13 protein-coding genes and 2 pseudogenes are annotated in these 18,735 nt (G+C 53.3%); 8 read left to right on the forward strand and 7 right to left on the reverse strand.

Going from position 1 to position 18,735, the window contains the following annotated elements; genetic code table 11:
• The first annotated feature begins 24 nt into the window (after positions 1 to 24).
• Positions 25 to 1,368, forward strand: a complete 1,344-nt coding sequence (locus tag C8J25_RS18475; RefSeq protein ID WP_107955831.1) for an O-antigen ligase family protein — start codon at positions 25 to 27, stop codon at positions 1,366 to 1,368.
• Between the two features lie 201 nt (positions 1,369 to 1,569).
• Here the strand turns inward: C8J25_RS18475 and C8J25_RS18480 are convergent.
• Positions 1,570 to 2,717 (reverse strand): annotated as a pseudogene (locus C8J25_RS18480) (IS3 family transposase); the annotation flags it as partial.
• Between the two features lie 75 nt (positions 2,718 to 2,792).
• On the opposite strand from C8J25_RS18480, the pseudogene C8J25_RS18485 reads away from it, so the two are divergent.
• Positions 2,793 to 3,733 (forward strand): annotated as a pseudogene (locus tag C8J25_RS18485) (IS481 family transposase).
• A 514-nt stretch (positions 3,734 to 4,247) separates the two neighbouring features.
• Here C8J25_RS18485 and C8J25_RS21225 read toward each other — a convergent pair.
• Complete coding sequence (locus tag C8J25_RS21225) at positions 4,248 to 4,625, reverse strand: putative colanic acid biosynthesis acetyltransferase (protein WP_244187215.1); 378 nt, start codon at positions 4,623 to 4,625, stop codon at positions 4,248 to 4,250.
• Positions 4,626 to 5,058: 433 nt separating this feature from the next.
• On the opposite strand from C8J25_RS21225, the gene C8J25_RS18495 reads away from it, so the two are divergent.
• The 3 genes from C8J25_RS18495 (at position 5,059) to C8J25_RS20420 (ending at position 8,692) form a co-directional block, all read left to right on the forward strand.
• Positions 5,059 to 6,255 (forward strand): glycosyltransferase, encoded by a 1,197-nt coding sequence (locus C8J25_RS18495; protein WP_146173394.1) that lies wholly within the window; start codon positions 5,059 to 5,061, stop codon positions 6,253 to 6,255.
• Between the two features lie 803 nt (positions 6,256 to 7,058).
• The gene (locus C8J25_RS20415) at positions 7,059 to 7,499 is read left to right on the forward strand and encodes a hypothetical protein (RefSeq protein ID WP_146173395.1); all 441 of its coding nucleotides are present in this window, start codon (positions 7,059 to 7,061) and stop codon (positions 7,497 to 7,499) included.
• On the forward strand, positions 7,496 to 8,692 hold the full coding sequence (locus C8J25_RS20420; RefSeq protein ID WP_146173396.1) for a hypothetical protein: 1,197 nt from the start codon (positions 7,496 to 7,498) through the stop codon (positions 8,690 to 8,692). Before C8J25_RS20415 ends, C8J25_RS20420 begins: the two co-directional genes overlap by 4 nt.
• Positions 8,693 to 8,701: 9 nt before the next feature.
• Here the strand turns inward: C8J25_RS20420 and C8J25_RS20425 are convergent, their stop codons facing one another.
• Entirely contained in the window at positions 8,702 to 10,474 is a 1,773-nt protein-coding gene (locus tag C8J25_RS20425; protein WP_146173397.1) for a hypothetical protein, read from the reverse strand.
• A 385-nt stretch (positions 10,475 to 10,859) separates the two neighbouring features.
• Between C8J25_RS20425 and C8J25_RS18505 the strand changes: the two genes are divergently transcribed.
• Both C8J25_RS18505 and C8J25_RS20430 read left to right on the forward strand, forming a co-directional pair.
• Positions 10,860 to 11,849: a glycosyltransferase gene (locus C8J25_RS18505; protein WP_167397765.1), complete on the forward strand. Its 990-nt coding sequence runs from the start codon at positions 10,860 to 10,862 to the stop codon at positions 11,847 to 11,849.
• Positions 11,850 to 11,995: 146 nt separating this feature from the next.
• The gene (locus C8J25_RS20430; RefSeq protein ID WP_146173398.1) at positions 11,996 to 13,054 is read left to right on the forward strand and encodes a hypothetical protein; all 1,059 of its coding nucleotides are present in this window, start codon (positions 11,996 to 11,998) and stop codon (positions 13,052 to 13,054) included.
• A 58-nt stretch (positions 13,055 to 13,112) separates the two neighbouring features.
• On the opposite strand, the gene C8J25_RS18515 is transcribed toward C8J25_RS20430, so the two are convergent.
• The 4 genes from C8J25_RS18515 to C8J25_RS18530 all read right to left on the reverse strand — a co-directional run bounded on the left by C8J25_RS18515 (position 13,113) and on the right by C8J25_RS18530 (position 17,743).
• Entirely contained in the window at positions 13,113 to 14,348 is a 1,236-nt protein-coding gene (locus C8J25_RS18515; protein WP_107955837.1) for a WcaI family glycosyltransferase, read from the reverse strand.
• Between the two features lie 75 nt (positions 14,349 to 14,423).
• Positions 14,424 to 15,395, reverse strand: coding sequence for a GDP-L-fucose synthase (fcl, locus tag C8J25_RS18520; RefSeq protein WP_107955848.1), 972 nt, complete (start codon positions 15,393 to 15,395; stop codon positions 14,424 to 14,426).
• A gap of 14 nt (positions 15,396 to 15,409) precedes the next feature.
• Positions 15,410 to 16,537, reverse strand: coding sequence for a GDP-mannose 4,6-dehydratase (gene gmd / locus C8J25_RS18525; RefSeq protein ID WP_107955838.1), 1,128 nt, complete (start codon positions 16,535 to 16,537; stop codon positions 15,410 to 15,412).
• Positions 16,538 to 16,576: 39 nt separating this feature from the next.
• Entirely contained in the window at positions 16,577 to 17,743 is a 1,167-nt protein-coding gene (locus tag C8J25_RS18530) for a nucleotide sugar dehydrogenase (protein WP_107955849.1), read from the reverse strand.
• A 611-nt stretch (positions 17,744 to 18,354) separates the two neighbouring features.
• On the opposite strand from C8J25_RS18530, the gene C8J25_RS18540 reads away from it, so the two are divergent.
• Entirely contained in the window at positions 18,355 to 18,549 is a 195-nt protein-coding gene (locus C8J25_RS18540; protein WP_107955839.1) for a hypothetical protein, read from the forward strand.
• Positions 18,550 to 18,735 lie beyond the last annotated feature (186 nt).

The following is an 18,735-nucleotide window of genomic DNA, read 5'->3' on the forward strand; positions in this document are numbered from 1 at the left end:
GAGGCATAAGGAGCTGACGTTAAGATGGAGACGAACTACGTGGTCAGTCGAAAATCTGCATTGTCTGTGCGGATCACTAACATTCCCGTTGCACTCGCCTTCATTGGCTTGTTACTCCTAACGATACTTGGACCTGGGATGGAGATGACGACGATCCTACCCCACGATGTGACAAGAAATATTAGGCAAGTTGTATACCCGTTACTCTTATTAACTGTGGTGATATCGCTTAAGTTATGGCGTGATCACAACTATTTCAAAGTAATACCAATTCCTCTTATCATAACGTTTATATGGTGCTTGCTGAGCTTAACATGGTCCGCAGTTCCTGACATTGCAGCAAAGCGATTATTATTAACTGCCATCGCTACAGCACTTGCATTTCTATGCATTCGCACAGCGGGGTATACTCGAAGTCTGTTAATTGTCCGAAGCGTTCTGCTTGGAGCTCTTGTCATTAATTTTCTGGTTGTATTTCTGTTTCCATCGGTCGGCACACACGATTACGGTATCAGTTGGTCTAAAGGCCAGTGGCGAGGTTTGATGGGGCATAAGAACGTTGCCGGAGTTCTTTGCGGTATAACAATGCTATTCTATGCATTCGATTCGCGTCGGATTTCATTCGCACTTCGTTACTCGGTAGTCGCGGCTGCAGGAATATTTCTATTTTATACCAATTCAAGAACTTCCTTAGCAATGGTAGCTTTAGCAGCCACCGTCGGATTCATAGTAACATATTTTCATTCTGCAATTGCTAAATCAATAGATGGACCTAGCCGAGGTATCATTATCAATATAGGATTGGCACTATGCGTTATTATATTCGGTATTTTAGTATACTATACAATAAATCAAGACGCGTTACTTGCATACACCGGAGATGCCAATGCATTATCTAAGAGGATGACCATATGGCAGCCGCTACTGCGTTTCTACATCGACCACCCGGTTTTGGGCGCTGGCTTCGGTTCTTTTTGGGATACACAACCTCAGAGCACGGCAAGGGAGTACGGCGGAGGCTGGCTGCGTCAGGTATATCAAGGCCATAATGGTTATCTTGACCTTCTGGTACAGATTGGCTTGCCGGGCCTGCTATTCGCACTGGTTGCCGTCGTAGTATGGCCTGTCATCATGCTAAGCCGGCTGTTGTCTTCTTCTCCGGGTGAGTGTGGGTTGGTAACTGCGATCTTAATTTTCTGCCTTGGCGACAACATGATGGAGACTACCCTGCTTGCCCGGGACACCCCAGGCCAAACCTTTCTTATGATTGCACTAGCAATGATTGTAACGGTAGGAGCAGAGCGAGCGAACCGAAGATCTAGATCTCGGCGCGTGCTTAAAGGTAGTGGAGCGCGCGGCGTGAACTGATGAAGTGGATGCCTCCTTCGTTCGGCATCGTATGACGCTAGAATGGCGCGATGTTGCGCTGCCGAAGAAGGAGTCCATGACCAACATCAACATTCTAGGTGTTTGATCGTGCGATCCTTTCGTTGGAATGGAAGAAGGCAGTATGGGACAGGTACGTGTTGTTGCCCCCTGAAGGCCTGACAGAGCCTCGCAGGTTTGCGCGATGAACTCGCGTGGAGATCGATAGCGCAAAGCGCGGTGAGGATGCACCTCGTTATAATGGTGAACCAGCCGGGCAGTTGGTCGATAACGCTCTGCGCATCTGGCCTGGGGTTCACGCGGACATAATCCCGCTTGAGGGTGCGAACGAACGCCTCCGCCATGCCGTTCGATTGAGGACTGCTGACTGGGGTCGTGCGCGGGATCAGTCCAATTCCCCGGGCGAAGGCGCGTGTGTTGCGAGCAGTGTAGCAGCTGCCGTTATCGGTAAGCCACTCGATGGGTTCGGGTACGCGGTTCACCTGTCCGTAGCGATGCTCGACGGTTGCGACCATCAAGTCCTGGACGTCCTCGGCGGTGATGCCGCCCGTCGTCGCCACGCGGCCCATCGCCTCGCGGTCGCAACAGTCGAGCGCGAAGGCGACACGTACCTTCTCGCCATTGTCACAGGTGATCTCCAACCCGTCGGAGCACCAGCGGGTGTTGCGCAGATCGACGGCGACGCGGCCGTCGTGACGCCGTTCCTCGCGGCGTTCGCCGTCCCGCTGTAGCAGTAGCCTGTGCACCTTCATGACGCGGTAGACGCGTTTCGGATTGGGCGCTTTGCGCCCGGTCTTTTCGACCTGCCGGCGCAGCAGAGCATGAACGCGGCGATGAGCGGGCGGATGTCAGCGACCAGCTCGGCATCCGGCAGCGGCGGTCGTCCGCGTGGTCGGGGCGACGGGCGATGGCGCATTGCGGACAGGTGTGGGCGAGCAATTCCAACCGCCCCTGCGACCGCGCTCACCGTCCATCCCGTGGCAACGAGGTCGAGCGCAACAGCAGTTTTTTGGGCCTGCGGCCCGGGACACGGCCTCGCGGAGCAGCTCGTTCTCCATGGCCTTCTTGCCTAGCAGCCGGTGTAGTTCGCGCACCTGCGCCTCGAGCGCACGGTACTCGGACGCCGGCACTACTTCCTCGCCTCAGGCGCCGCCAGGTGAAGATCTGATTCCCACCAATGCCGTGCCGGCGGGCGACGAGCGACACGCTCATGCCCGCAGATACGTTTCCTCGACGATCCGGACCTTTTCCTCCGGTGTCCACCGCCTCCGGCGCTGAACACCGGAGAGAACCCCGCCATCGTTGTAACGCCTGGTCGTACCGTCAGTCATATGCCTCACTCTTATCTAAGAGCGGGGCCCTGTCAGGTCATTTAGGGGGCCACCTCAGTACGTCACGGGAGCGCCATGACCACGCACGCTGTCAGAGCAGCAATACAGCGATCGCAAGCTTCGCTCTCGACGCTGAGCCGGGAGCTCGGGATCAACCCAAAGACAGTGGCGAAGTGGCGTAAGCGATCGACGGTCGAGGATCTGAAGACCGGGCCGAAGGCCCCTGACTCAACGCCCCTGACCGAAGCCGAAGAGGCGGCAGTGGTCGCATTCCGGCGCCACACATTACTGCCGTTCGACGATTGCCTCTATGCGTTGCAGCCCTCGATCCCGCATCTGACACGGTCAGCGCTGCACCGCTGCCTGTAGCGTCATGGCATCTCCCGTCTGCCGGACATCGAGGGCGATAAGCCTAAGCGACAGCGCTTCAAGCGCTACCCGATCGGCTTCTTTCATATCGATATCGCCGAGATGCAGACTGCCGAAGGCAAGCTCTACCTGTTCGTCGGCACCGAACGCACCAGTAAGTTTGCGGTCACCCAGCTCGTCGACAAGGCTGACAGGCGAACCGCGCGGGAGTTCTTGGAGCACTTGCTGAAAGCCGTGCTCTACCGGATTCACCGATTCACACAATCCTGACCGACAATGGCATCCAGTTTGCCGAGCAGCCGCGCAACCGTAACACCGTCTAGTCGCGTCAGATGCGCTTCGACATGATCTGCGAGGCGAACGACATAGAGCAGAGGCTTACCAAGCCGAACCACCCGTGGACCAACGGTCAGGTCGAGCCAATGAACCGCACCATCAAGGAAGCGACTGACAAACGCTTCCACTACGAGAGCCAAGACCAGTTACGGGAGCACCTCGCAGACTTCATGGCAGCCTATAATTTCGCTCGTCGGCTCAAGACACTTAGTGGCCTCACGCCTTACAAATACATCGCTAAAATCTGGACGTCAGAGCCGGACAGGTTCATCGTCGATCCGATCCACCAGATGCCGGGACTAAACACCTAGCACAGACCGTATCCATTTAGTGGGCGCCGCTAAGAGGCTGAGCGACCGGTCTTAAGCGTGCTCTCTACGAGCGTGCTCCGGAGTGATGGATGGCGCAGGTCACGGTGATGTCGGGTCGGGAGTGGTGTCGTTGCCGGGGTGATGAAGAGCGTATGCGGATTCTGTCAAAGGCATTTTCGGCTGGGGAATGCGTGGCCCCGGCATCTCGCCGCAATGACGTGCCAACGTCGCTGCTCTAGCTGCGTCTTAAGGTTGGCCGACCGGTCGTCGCGTAGCACCTGACCCAGTCTTCGCCGAGGCTGGTTGTTGTTGATCGTGATGCGCGGCTGCCATCCGCATCGTCGGCCACCCAGTCAGCGGCTCGATGAATTACTTCCTTGAAACTAGCCCCCGCGGGACCGCTTGTTGGCAACCGTACGATACTCGGTTCGGACAATTACCGAGATCTCCAACGCCTGGAGCAGTTCACTACCTCATGATATCGCAGCGCGTCTCTGCAGGTCCAATCAAGCTGTCATGTATTCATCACCCGAACTTTGAGCCGAGTGGCGGGATTGCCGCCGTAGATAGTCCATGCATCCAACCTACGGAAGGCTGCACCACGCGCACCAAGTACCGCGCCCGTACCAATCTCGACCCCAGGACCCACGAAAGAGTCTGCAGCGATCCAGGCGTCATCTCCAATAGTAACCGGACGTAACATCAATTGAAAAAAGGGATCAGTTACATCGTGAGTGCTAGCGCAGATATGAGCACCTTGGCTAATTACCGCGCGTGATCCGATGGCGATGCGCCCCTGATTATACAGGCGAACCCGCGGACCAATTGTTGCGGCATCGCCGATATTTAGGTTGGCCGGATGCCATATCTTAGTTGAAGCATAGATCCTCACGCCGATCCCTACGCGTGCGCCGAACAAGCGCAATATTAAGCAACGCCAGCGATGAAGTGCGGGCGGCGTCCAAGCGGCCATAATGGTCCAACATAGCGCGAAACTGGCACGCTGAACTCGATTGCGTAACGAGAAACTTGGCCCCCCCGAGCTCACGTCGCGAGCGTCGAGCAACCCGGTGGTTCGCTGCTCACCTACCCTCCGGCGCATATTATCACTGGTATCATTCGGAAAATCCTTTTTGTCCGCTCATTATGATAGCCGCTCCGCCACGTATGTGGAAGTGTTTGACCTAGTACGTTCGAGAAGGACTAGCTATAACACATCTGTAAGTAAGTCCCGCTCATCGGGTGGGTGAGCATAGATCGTCTACGGGATTTTTCACGCGGATAGCGTTGGCCAATCCGTACCAAATTCTAGTTGAGGAATCTCTGTGGTTGATATCATGAAAGATGAAAGAGGGCGCTTTTTGAACGTTGTTCTTATCTGCGGATTTTTTGACTCGACAATAGAAAGCTTTCGCGAAAATCAGTTCGCGTATAGATTGGCGGAACGGGGCCATAAGGTACGAATTATAACTTCAACGGCGAGCATACGTTGGCGTTGGAATCGTGCTGGCGCAGCAACGAATAATCCATCTGAAAATGATGCACGGTACACAAACAATCCGAATGTAACGCTAATCCGGCGTAAGCCCCTTCTTCGGATCGGAGATCTTGTACTTTTTCGGCTTCGCCGATCGGATCTTAAGGACGCTGACGTGGTCCACGTGCTCGATTTCAGACAAGGCATCACTGCATTCGCCGCCCGCTTAGCATCTTCTGCGGGTATCAAAGTTATCTACGATCATGAGCAACGCGGCGATCGATCGGGTAGCCCGTTGCACACTCTAGACAACCGCGTACGCCGCGCTTTCATTCGTTATGGAGCGAGAGCGCCATCACTTGTACGGCATACAGTAACATCTAACCGCGTGTTTTTCGAGGAGACGGCACCTCGCTATAGCGGTCCATTCGCACTTTCACCGCTTGGTGCGGACGAGAAGATTTTCCATGTCAACGCAGATCTTCGAGCGCAGAAGAGGGCCGATCTAGGACTCTTACCAAGCGATTTCATGTGGTTGATGTCGGGAAAAATCGAACTGGAAAAGCGCGTTGACGAGGTCGCGCGTGCCTTGGCGCACCATGATAAAACTCTATTTTTGGTGGGCGACATATCCGAACAAGTTCGCCCGTTGGTACACGGACAGCCCAATATACGTTACCTTGGCAAATTGCCCCAGCGAGACATGGCAGCGCTCTACAATGCCGCAGATTGCTCTATATTTACGACGTTTACTCTTTCCTACTGGGAGGCCCTCGCATGTGGCGCGCATATCTTGGTGCCCTCGACAAATTTCTCGGATAATTACCTCGGCAGCAGGGTCGAGGTAAGCAGGTTTGGCGAGCCTGGAATGTTTGAAGTCGAGGAAGAGCGTTACCGTACAGAAGCAAAGATCGAACCCTACATTGCAGCGCTGGTTCCAACAATCGAGAATGGCACCAGAGAGCGGCAATCGCCGAAATGGTTATCCTGGCCGCGTCGAATTGATGAGCTAGAGGCGCAGTATCGAGGCACGTTATCCGTATGACCGCAAAGTCTTACAGCCAAAAATTGATAAGGGCGATTAACGGCGGTCATCGCGCAGCTCTGCTGTTATTCAGAACTGGAGTGGTATCGTTATTATATTTTCTAACAATTACACTTATTCTTACATTAGATGGAAAATTCGTAGTTGCTGGATTTGTAGAAGTTCAGAATCTTTGCTACATTATATCTGGATTTGCCTCAATCGGGTTTTATTCAATATTAATGTTTTATGCGAGCAGGTCAAATAGATTAGCTCGATGGTCGCTGTGGCAAATGCTCGCGTGGACACCGATTAGCGCTGGGATATGTCTTCTCGGATCAGCTATCGCAGAAGCTTGGACGCCATCAGTCGGATCCTTGTGGCTCGCGTTCTTCGCACTATCCTTTACCTTGTCGACATCAATAAGCGGTCTTGCGCTAGGTCAAGGACGCTTTTCGCTTTATACCGTCATCGAGGTGAGCGGCGCTTTCGCGTTCCTTATTATCGTTTTTTCCTTTCCTGACCACATGAATGACTCGTTTCACCTTAACCTGACCTACGCGCTTATAGCCCTCGTCAAGTTCTTAGCCTACCTCGTAATGTCCGGTCTTATGTCGAAGGCTAAATCTGGTTGGTCCTGGCAAAGTCATCCATCTCGCTATCTACCTAGTTTGCCACTTGTTAGGCGCTTCGGAGGGCCAAGCTGGCTTGCTGGTACGCTTTACATAATAGTATATCGCCTAATGCTATCGATGTTTCAGGGGAGTCAAGGGGTTGCTGCGGCTGATCTGGCAGTTTGCTGGGCTATATTCGATAGATTACAGATGATCGTTCAAGTCGTAAACACTCTTGCTTTCCGTGCGATCGCTAGTAATCCGAAAGCGGCTAGACACGTAATAAGATTAAGTGACCGCTATTATCCCGCAACAGCGGCAATTATATTGATATTGGCAGCCGGCGGAATTGCTCTTTGGACTCGACTAACTGGTAGCCACGTAACATCCGCAGCGCTCGCCATGGCATTTATCTTCTTCGTTTGGGGGTATCGCACTGTGCTGCAAAACATTTTGACCGCGCTACGCGCATACAACATCATTATTCGAGAGCTAGCTATTTTGCTAGTTGCATGGGTAATGATTATGATTGCGCAGCGTTATGTAAGTATATCTTGGTTTACGATAGTGGCTGGAGCTTCAGCTCTAATTGGTTTGTCTGCGCTCCGGACGCGTCAATGGATAGTACAGGTTAAGGAAAATGGCAGTTGATTGATGTCGTCCAGTATCCTGTATCTACGAGAGGTAGTCTGGTAACCCGTGCCGGCGACTGCATCGGCGCCATCAGCCTAGTAGTAAGCCTGCTTGCAAGTACCTTCATTGGGAGCTTGCCGGTTTGTCTATTAGCGGGTATAGGTTTTAGCTTACAAATTGTAATTGACCGCCGTAATATCAGCGAATATTTGATGGGAATATTTGCAATCGCGGCATCAATGCTTCTTTTTACAACTAGCCTGTTTTCACCGGTCGCCTTGCCCGAGCCGGAGATATTGAAAGCTGCGGTAGGAACACTGCTTTTTCTGTTAACAATGGCATTTGCCCCGACGAGCATTCGCCAACTTAGCGAGCGGATGCCGTGGGTGCTACATGCGATTGGCGCGGGCATCATCATTGCATTTATGTTAGACTACACTGGCGTGTTGTCGCTGAAAACGATCGGTTTTGTTCGCTGGTTCGAAACAGCTGGTTTCAAAGCGCAGTTAGATATGAGACCATCGGGCATCTACTCTGAGCCATCATGGCATGCGCTATCAGCCTCGGCACTCGCCTACTTCTTAGCAAAAAGCAAGTCAATCGCTGCAAAGATAATGGCTCTTCTACTTGCCCTATCGAGCGTCTTAAGTGGTTCTTCGATAGGACTAGCGATGGCATGTCTTGTTTTCTTTCGACTGACATTCTTAAGCACCCGTAGCTTAGCCGGGCGGGCGACATTTATTGCTCTTCTTGTCCTATGCGTTCTAATCTATCTTGCGCTTCCTTTTGCGCTAGACATCCAAGGGGACAGTCAATTACAGAAAATTCTTAACCCGACAGATTATGGCTCAGGCATGTCGCGCTTTGTGGCACCAATCACGTATCTGCGTGATACATTTACCAGGGCACCACTTACCGGCATGGGGTTATCGTATATCACTGAGCATTTAATTGGTCGCATGGGGGCCGCAATTCTCCCTTTAAATGTTTTTATTGAAAGTGGGTTAGTCGGGATAGGCATATATGCCTTCATCATTATCGCACTGATGAAGCGTTCGCGTTCCGGAGGCGGCGACGTCATGGCCGCAGTTCTCTGCATGGCGTCGATCGGTCTTCAAGGTAGCCCTTTCCAAGCAATGCTCGTAATATTGTTTATAATACCGTGGGGCTTGCCAGATACCTCAAGATCCGCCGAGATCGGTATCATATAATCGCGCGGGTCACCGAACCATCAATCCGAGTTCGTCTGCACATTCTGATGTTGGGCGAACGACAGCATAACCTTCACCATTACATATTAGGCGCACAGATTCGTTTTGATGTGTCATTAGCATTAAAGTATCAAGTCCAGCCCGGATAGTAATTATACCGTTTCCGCCGGCGTGGGGGCCACGTACTACCACAACCTCTGCACCGCTGACTTGGTTAATTATATCTAGGTCGAAGTAGATATTGTTCGGCAGAGAACTGTTGAAACGTACTACGTCCGGCGATCGCATGAGATTGTGTATATAAGATACCGGTGCGCCTTCATCCAAACTCGCGCCGCGGGATTCACGCGGCGGTCTCCCCACGATCGCGGTCTGCCGAGCTTTTCCTAAGCGGTCGTAAGCTTGGCCGTTAGGGACAAAGCTCTGATCACCTGTAATTTGCTGGCGGAAATCGATGCCACTCGTCCCCTCGCCACGGTTCAAGCCAGTGCTATGTGCCCAGCTCGTAGACGCGGTCGCATTCCAGCGATCGCACTCGATCGCGTCAACGCTGATACGTGCCTCATTAAAAACTCGACCAATAAAAACATGGAGGCAACCCAGCCGCTTTAAAGCGGCGATGTATTGCGTTTGCATAGCTCCTATACGGACCGTGCAGCGACCGGCGGCGCTTACTAACGCAGACGAAGATGCACCGAAGGAGATGCGCTCGAAGCGAAGTAAATCAATTGAGACGACGTTGCAATTCTCAAATAAAATCGGTGCCGGAACCGTCGATGAAAGTCTATGGAACTCGATCGCGAGCATACCGATTCGCAAATCAGTAAAGCCCCGAAAGGCTATGCACTCTTTCGTAGCTTGTCCGAGATACGATATCTCAAAGTGGGTTCCTGCCTTAACTGGATGCTTCAGCGGAGGATAGAACGTTAAAAGCCCGCTTACGGCGTCATGGCCAATGATCCACTGTACCACGCCCCTAGAGGTATCATCCTCGCCGCTCGTAAAGACAATCGCAGAGCCGAGATAGCTGTTCCCGGTGTCGAGAGGCTCCACGATGCGAACGGTGGAAGTGCTTCCGCCCGCCGATCGTCCCGACCTATACGGGAAGGGCTGGTTGCTGACGTGCCAAGCGTCAAATCGACTTTGCGTATGTGCTGTACGATCGTCACAAGACAAAGCTGCCACGGCAAAGGACGAAATTCCTATATCCTCATAGCTATTTGAGTAGCCGATCGAGTTGCGTAGATCGATCGCGATCCCAGCGCCTCTGATCTGTATGTTTCGAAAGAGCGTTGTTGCAAGAATTGCGCCATCGCCACGCTCCCAAGCCTTTAGACCGAAGCTGGAATTATGAATCGGAAGTTGCGGCGTTGCCCATCCGATTTCAAAATCCTCGAAACGCAGTCGAGTTCCCCATATAAGTAGTACCCCCATTCCAATAGTATGCTGAACAATCCGTGTCGCGCCACGGCCCGCCCCACGGACTACAATGCCGGAGCATTTCCTTACTCTAAGCTCTCGGCTGATTTTGATATCTCCGCTGGGAAGCGAAACTGACGAGCCGCTGTCGAATGCCGCTTGCATAGCCTCGGTATGGTCCGCCTCTGGACTAGACCAATTACCCTTGAAAAATTGGGTTGGCGAAACCCAACCTGAAGGTAGCCAGGTTGTGTCGACCGGATTGCGTTTCGGAGACTGCGTCCCCGCCTCACGGGCATCAATCGCGCCCGCATTGGGAAGAAGAGCGCCAAGCGCCAGCGATACGACAGTTCGACGATCCATAATGAGGCTTTGCCGGATTGGAGCACGATAGACAATAACGTGTCCTGCCGTGCGATGCAGCGGCGCTTTTTATATGATACAGCCACCGCCGCATGCTATGGCTAGTGAAGTCAGCATCGGTCAGTGATGCTGAATCGTAAATCTGCGAGGGATAATGATGCCGGAAGTTGTAGCGTTCCTGAATACTCTGAACGCGACACGCTTCGACGCTGGCGCCGAGAAGGTAGTTCGTCTGCTTCGGCAGGGATTCGAGGCTGAAGAGATTGCTACACGGATGCTGTCGATACTACCCCCAGGGTCCCATACGCAAACCAGCGAAACAACATCGCAGCAGATACGAAGCTCAAGCGTATATTTCCCATACCCAGAACGTAACCATCGCACTATGTCTAAGATTGCGTTTCATATTCTTGAGAACTGGAATCCACTTGCTGTTGAACGCACACGGCGTATCGGTTTAATTGATGACGCAACTGTACTCTTTTCACATAACCTGCGTGGATTTTCCACCGGCGTCTGGTCGTTACAGAACCGGTCGGCTGATCTGATCAAAGCGCATTATATTCATGACTACCAGCTCGCGTGCACAGCGTCCTCGATCATGCGCAACGGAACGGAATGTTTGACGCCTTGCGCGTCGTGCCGCCTGTTAACTGACGGTCGGCGCCGCATGAGCGCAAATGTAGACATTGTCTACGGTGCTAGTGAATATATCTTGGATTATCATATTGGCCGTGGTTTTTTCCCGCGGGCAATTGCTAAGGTAATCGAGCCCCCGCTCGATTTGGACGGACAGATCAAGCGCCCATATGTCAAACGACCAATTCGGCGCTTTGGCTTCCTAGGCCGTATTGTAAAAGAAAAGGGTATTACGGAGTTGCTTGACGGCTTCGCGAGATTTCGGCACAACTTGTCGGCAGACGACGCTTCGTCAGCGGAACTGATCATAGCCGGTGGCGGTGAAGGACCCTTCTTCGACGCACAAATTGCTCGAGTAGATAGCATGTCTGGGGTGCGCTACGCTGGCGTGATGAAGCCCCACGCCTTCTTCGACTCCGTCGACGCTTTGGTGGTTCCGTCGATCTGGCCGGACCCAAACCCTTTTGTTGTAGTAGAGGCCTACCAGCACGGATTGCCTGTAATTGCCGCGAGCGTAGGGGGGCTAAGGCAATCGGTTGTAAATGACAAAACAGGTCTGCTTTTCGCACATAATTTGTCAAACGGTGGGATGGTCTCTGCACTTCAACGTGCTTGGGATGGTATACCCATATCTCCGGATGCAATGCAAGGCAAGGTAACGCAACGCGACTACCGTTTGGCAATCAATACTATCTTGCATGATATCATGGCGATCCGGTCTAAAACCGCCCAGTAAGCGACCGCCCCTATAAGGTGACCTAATGTTTGAGCAATTGGTGCTGTCACCACGTCAACGATATGCGTAGCTTGTTTAATGCCGCGCGGTATGACTTTCACATCGATTTGTAGTATGGCGACGTAAGAAACAAGCGAGAATAACTAATGCGTATCTTATGGATCGGCAAAGGCGGCGGAACGGGAGCCTTAGGCGGTGATGAGGTATACGACCGCAAGCTTTTACAATGCATTGACCCGCAGCATGAAATTATTCAATTCGTACCACTTCCAGTCAGCCGAACTAAGAAGCTGATGAATCTTGCTCGTGGCGTGCCGCTGTATCGAGCAACGTATTGGTCACGCAATAATACCGACAATCTGCATAACGCCATTTGCACTACGCTGCCCGACGTGGTGGTTATCTCATGGGAACCGTTCGACGTTCTCGCTGAGCAAATCGAATTGCCGACTGTCTTGTTGCTGCACAACATTACAAGCGATGCTGTGGTTGAGGTGTTTAATAAAACGCGTATTGCGCGGGCCTACGCTTCGTACGTGCGCCGCTTTGAGCGCCGCCTTTACAATCTTCCCCAAATTAGCGCGATAATAGCCCTTTCTGTGCGCGATGCTCGGATTATAAAAGCGTTGGTGCCTAATAAACGAGTTGAAATAGTAAGTCCTGGTGCCCCTCCGCTTGCCCCCATGCCAATGTCAGTGATCATGCCAGAGATATTCATATCCGGCACCTATGACTGGTATCCCAAGAGGCGAGACCTATCCGCTGCTGCGGTTAAATTACTTTCTGAGAAAAGTTCGGAATGGAAGGTTGGTTGGGATCATCCGCCGCATGCATCGGTCTCGCCATTGTTGCTTGGCCAGAATGTTGATCCTTCAAAGTGGCTTCCGGCTTTGAGATTCGGCCTAGTACCCGACACATTCTCGTCAGGCTTCAAGCTTAAAGTCACTTACTACATAGCTAACAATTGCGTAGTTTTGAGTATGTCAGATGTAGGGCAGGACTATTGTGACCTGACCGATCACGGTATTTTTATTCGCCGAGTTAGTTCCTTTATCGAAATTCAGGCAATTCGGACAGAGCTTGCGGAAATGGATCAGCTAGAGTTGATCTCGCGGTTTGAAAAATTCAAGTTAGCTTGCGTCGCGAAGTTCAAGTGGAAGGAGTCCGCGCGCCGGCTAACAGAAGTGCTTGTCAGCAGCATCTAGTCTGTGCGGTGCGTGACAAAACTCCAGTATTCAATTTAACTCTGTTGAATATTATGCTCTATGTCTCTTCAGACAGCGAAAGCATTCTGTCTAACTCCTTGTGAAACTGATGTAAGATTGTTCCTCTACTCCATCGCTGAACTGCGCGTTCACGCGCTTCATGAGCTGTACTTTGTCTTAAACTAGTATTGTCCAGTAGAGATTCTATAGCTTGCGCGAAGGCTTTGGAATCACCTGGGGGGGTAACTAAACCACAGCCTTCAATCTCCTGCGCCAGTCCTGTTCCTGGCAATGCTGTAGCTACAGTAGATCTTCCAGAGGCAAGCATATTAGTTAGCTTAGATGGTAACACTAGGTCGGCTGTTCCACCGATTTGAGGAAGGAGGTGTATTGACGCCAAACCCAGAAGATCGCAAAGACTTTCGCGTGGTTGAAGATCGTGGAACTGGATGTTATCTAGTCCAGCAGCCTGCTGTACAAGTTTCTCCCGGTTAGGTCCATCTCCGCAAACTATAAACGTCAAATCTTTCCGATTTCGGAGGATGTATGCGGCGTTAACAACGATCTCAATGCCTTGTTTGTTAGCAATGTTACCGGAATAAAGCGCTACGTGACGTCTGTCTATCTTCCATCGTGACCGATAAGTCGATTGTTTTAAAAGAGGAATGATCTCGTCGACATTAGCCCAATTGCGAAACTCTATTATGGCTTCCGACGGCACTCCCTTTTGAACAAGTTTCGTACACATCTGAGGCGATATTGTGCTTACCCGGTCCGCTTTGAGCGCCCATGTTTCAAATTGGCGTGCGGCCTTAGCTATTATGCCGCCGTCTTTAAGCAATCCGGTGGCGAAAGCCGCCTCGACCTCAAAATCCTGAATATGTAGCCACAACTTTGCACCTGTCCGGTGCGCAGCATTGCGGGCAACGACAGCAGAAATTAGGGAGGGCGCGATACCTATAACTACGTCCGGCTTGCTCCTACGGATTTCCTCCAACATTGCTATTTCTGCGCGAGCGGCAAAGCTCATGTGATGGATCAAGCGCCGCTTGCCGTCAGGATTGGCTGGGATGTAAGTTGGTACACGAACAACACGGACGTTCTGTTCAACCGAGACCCGCTTTCCACCACCAGCAAAGACCGGATCAGATTTCCATTGCGGGTAATAGGGCTTGGCACAGATTACGCTAACCGCATGGCCCGCTGCAGCAAGAAATTGTGCCATCCCGGCGGTGTACGGACCGATACCCACCAGCTCAGGAGAGTAGTTGATTCCAAGAATCAGAACGTTCATTGTTTTATCTCAAGTCGTATAATCTTGGCCTGTATGGCGTGGCGCACTCTGCCTGGTAGATCGGCTTTCATTAGCTTAGTGCCTCCCGGGCCCAAGTCGTTCTAATGACGCCACGTTATGTAAAAACCATTTGCAAGTTTTTCCGATCCCTTCGGCTAGGGAAACGGACGGCTTCCAACCCATCGATCTTAGGCGGCTGGAGTCCATAAGCTTCCGCATGGCTCCATCAGGCTTACTGGCATCGAAGACAATATTTCCTTTAAATCTTGCCACATGGGCAATCAGCCGAGCCAACTCCAGAATTGTCACATCCTCGCCAAAGCCCACGTTGATATGGCTGAGCATCGGCTCGGTGTTCGCTTCGTACGTTTCCTTGTCGAGATCGAACACGAACAGCGAGGCCTCAGCCATGTCGTCGACATGTAGGAACTCGCGGTACGGGGTACCGGTACCCCAGATCACCACCTCTTCAGCGCCGCTTGCAGCCGCTTCATGGAAGCGGCGGATCAACGCCGGCATCACGTGGCTGTTTTCCGGGTGAAAATTGTCGCCCGGTCCATAAAGGTTGGTCGGCATCACGCTACGGTAGTCAGTGCCATACTGGCGGTTATAGCTTTCGCACAGCTTGATGCCGGCGATCTTGGCAACCGCATACGGCTCATTGGTCGGCTCGAGGACGCCGGTGAGCAGTGCGTCTTCGCGCATCGGTTGTTCGACGGCGCGAGGGTAGATGCACGAGGAGCCGAGGAACAGCAGGCGCTGCACGCCGGCGACGTAGGCCTGATGGATCACGTTCGCCTCAATCATGAGGTTCTCGTAGATGAAGTCGGCCGGGTAGGTGTTGTTGGCATGAATGCCGCCTACCTTGGCAGCCGCCAGCACCACGCCGTCAGGCTTCTCGCTTGTAAAGAAGGCACGCACGGCCGCCTGGTCGGTCAGGTCGAGTTCGGCGTGCGTGCGCGTGATCACGTCGGCGCCGCGCTCGCGCAGTTTGCGCGAGATCGCTCCGCCGACCATCCCGCGATGACCAGCCACATAGATGCGCATCGGATGTTGCTCCATCAGCCTTCGACCGAAACGGGAAGATCGTAGCCATGGGTCTTGAGAAGGGCATGACGCTTGGCCGTGTGAAGGTCGGCTGCGACCATTTCCTGGCACATCTCCTGCACGCTGATCTCGGGGACCCAGCCAAGCCGGTCCTTCGCCCTGGTCGGGTCGCCGAGCAGCGTCTCCACCTCGGCCGGACGGAAATAGCGTGGGTCGATCCGAACGAGGATGTCGCCGGCCTTCACCGCCGGTGCATCGTCGCCCTCGACCTTGTCGACGATGCCGATCTCGTCAACGCCTTCGCCCTCGAACCGCAGCGTGATGCCGAGGTGCGCAGCCGACCAGGTGATGAACTCGCGCACCGAATATTGCACGCCGGTGGCGATGACGAAATCTTCCGCCTGCTCCTGCTGCAGCATCATCCACTGCATGCGGATATAGTCCTTGGCATGGCCCCAGTCGCGCAAGGAGTCGATATTGCCCATGAACAGGCCCGTCTCCAGCCCTTGTGCAATGTTGGCGAGGCCGCGGGTAATCTTGCGGGTGACGAACGTCTCGCCGCGACGCGGGCTCTCGTGGTTGAACAGGACGCCGTTGCAGGCGTACATGCCGTACGCCTCGCGGTAGTTGACCGTAATCCAGTACGCATAGAGCTTGGCGACCGCATAGGGCGAGCGCGGATAGAACGGCGTCGTTTCCTTCTGCGGGGTCTCCTGAACTAAGCCGTAGAGCTCGGACGTCGAGGCCTGGTAGAAGCGCGTCTTCTTTTCCATCCCGAGGAAGCGGATTGCTTCGAGCAGGCGCAGCGTGCCGAGGCCGTCGACGTCGGCGGTATATTCGGGTGCCTCGAAGCTAACGGCGACATGGCTCTGCGCGCCGAGGTTGTAGACCTCGTCGGGCTTCACTTCGCTCAGGATGCGCGTGAGGTTTGAGGTATCCGACAGATCGCCGTAATGCAGTTTCAGGTTGGGGTGCGGCGCGTGCGGATCCTGATAGATGTGATCGATGCGCTGCGTGTTGAACAGCGAAGCCCGGCGTTTAATGCCGTGAACCTCATAGCCCTTTTCTATTAGAAACTCAGCCAGATACGACCCGTCTTGACCTGTGACGCCGGTGATCAGGGCTACTTTTTTTTCGCTCATTGTTCTTACCCTTCTTCTGGTTTCGCGTCGGCTGAATGTTCAATCTGAACCAAACAAGTCGCGCGTAAAGACCTTTCCCATCACATCGTCGAGCTCGTCCGACATGCGATTTGCTATTATAACGTCACAATTTTGTTTGAAAGCATCGAGGTCACAAATCACGCTGGAGCCGAAAAACTCTTTGTTCCCCATTGTCGGCTCGTAGATCACGACCTCGATACCCTTAGCCTTAACTCGTTTCATGATACCTTGAATCGAAGACTGGCGGAAATTGTCGGAACCCGCTTTCATTGCCAAACGAAAAACCCCGACCCTATTGGGCTTCCTTGCAATTATTTGGTCAGCCAGGAAGTCCTTACGTGTCCGATTGGCATCGACAATTGCGCGTATCAGGTTTTGAGGCACCTCGGAATAGTTTGCTAGCAGCTGCTTCGTATCCTTAGGTAGACAATAGCCACCATAGCCAAAGCTAGGATTGTTGTAGTGCCTGCCAATGCGCGGATCGAGGCCGATGCCGTCGATAATCTGGCGCGTGTCCATAGCTCCAGCGATCGCATAGCTGTCGAGTTCGTTGAAAAAAGCAACGCGCATGGCGAGATAGGTGTTGGCGAATAGTTTGATTGCTTCCGCCTCGTTGGCATCGGTAAAGAGGATTTCAACATCCTTCTTCATCGCGCCATCCAAGAGCAGGTCGGCAAATATCCGTGCTCGTTCCGAACGCTCGCCGACGATGATCCGGGAGGGGTGCAGGTTGTCGTAGAGGGCTTTGCCTTCGCGAAGAAATTCCGGACTGAAGATGACCTGATCGGTGCCAAAACGCTTTCGGACATCAATCACGAAACCGACTGGGACTGTGGATTTTATCACGATCGTCGCTTCGGGGTTAGCGGTGATCGTCGTTTGGATCACAGCCTCCACCGAGGACGTGTCGAACTTATTGGTGTCCGCGTCGTAGTTCGTCGGCGTGGCGACGATCACATAGTTGGCCTCGGCAAGTGCCCGCTGTGCATCGACCGTGGCGGTGAGGTTCAACCGTCTGGTGGCGAGAAAATCCTCCAATTCCGCGTCGACGATTGGCGACTTACGCGCGTTAAGCATCTCGACGCGCGCAGCCGTAATGTCGACAGCGATCACTTCGTTGTGCTGCGCCAGAAGAACGGCGTTGGAGAGACCAACATAACCGAGACCAAAGACTGCGATCTTCATAGCGATCTGACCCATTCTTGATCGTGGAAGGATGGCGGGAATGTATTTTGTCGTGTCCCCGATCTCTCGCTTATTCTCGTCATTTGGCCCCCGCCGCCTTGTAGCGTTGTCATCTGCATTACCGTGAGGCCCGTCAACGCGTATATGCTGCATCTGCACAATGAAGCGCACGTTCATTCTTTCCAAGCGATGAAAACGGCAGGCCTGGAAGGGCTGGCATTTCACCTCAAAGTGACGGAAATTACATACTATAATGTCCTTTGTCGTATGTAGGAGACGGGGTTAGCACCCGTAATTCTCTATTACGTCGATCGTCCGGTAGCCAATCGTCCTCGAGGCCGACGGTCGGTCAGCCGCTGATAGGCACGTCGTCAAATCACTTTCCCCGGTGACGCGATTGAAACCGCGCTCAGTCGCACGAACCCCATCGTCGGAGCCGGTGTCGTGGAGATCATCGTTGGCGACGCCACGTTCCGCGGCGTCACGCTGTGTTAGTGCACCGCACGTTGCCCGGGGTGGCAGCGCACAACGCTGTCAAAGCGGTGTCCCAAGCCGGTTTGCTACTCGCGATCGCGCGGCATCTTGGTTGACGATCGGCTCTGTCGTCGCGGATGGCAGCGCGCGGCGGTGGTGAGATGTTCGTGCTCGCGCTTGACGTCGACGAGGGCGAGGCCAGCCGGCTGTTCACGGTAGCCGAGACCGAAAGGATCTGGCCGGAGCTGACGACAATGCTGCCGGTCGAATTGCCGGCAATCGTCCCGTTCGAACATTGTGGGGCTGCGTTGGCTATAAACCTAGCGTCCTGACGCTCTCTATACGCGTCCGTCTCGACCGTTGCATCGTGACGCAGCCCATGCCTTGGCGCCCGGCCTTGTGCTACTCGCGATGCTGGGATGACCTGATGAACGCGGCCATCCCCGTTTTCCGGGGTCTTCGCTGTTACAACCCGCAATGCGCCTACGCGTCGCATCTATGCGTGGGTAGCCGGTGAG

This window comes from Sphingomonas faeni, assembly GCF_003053745.1.
In the GTDB taxonomy this organism is placed as follows: Bacteria; Pseudomonadota; Alphaproteobacteria; order Sphingomonadales; family Sphingomonadaceae; genus Sphingomonas; species Sphingomonas faeni.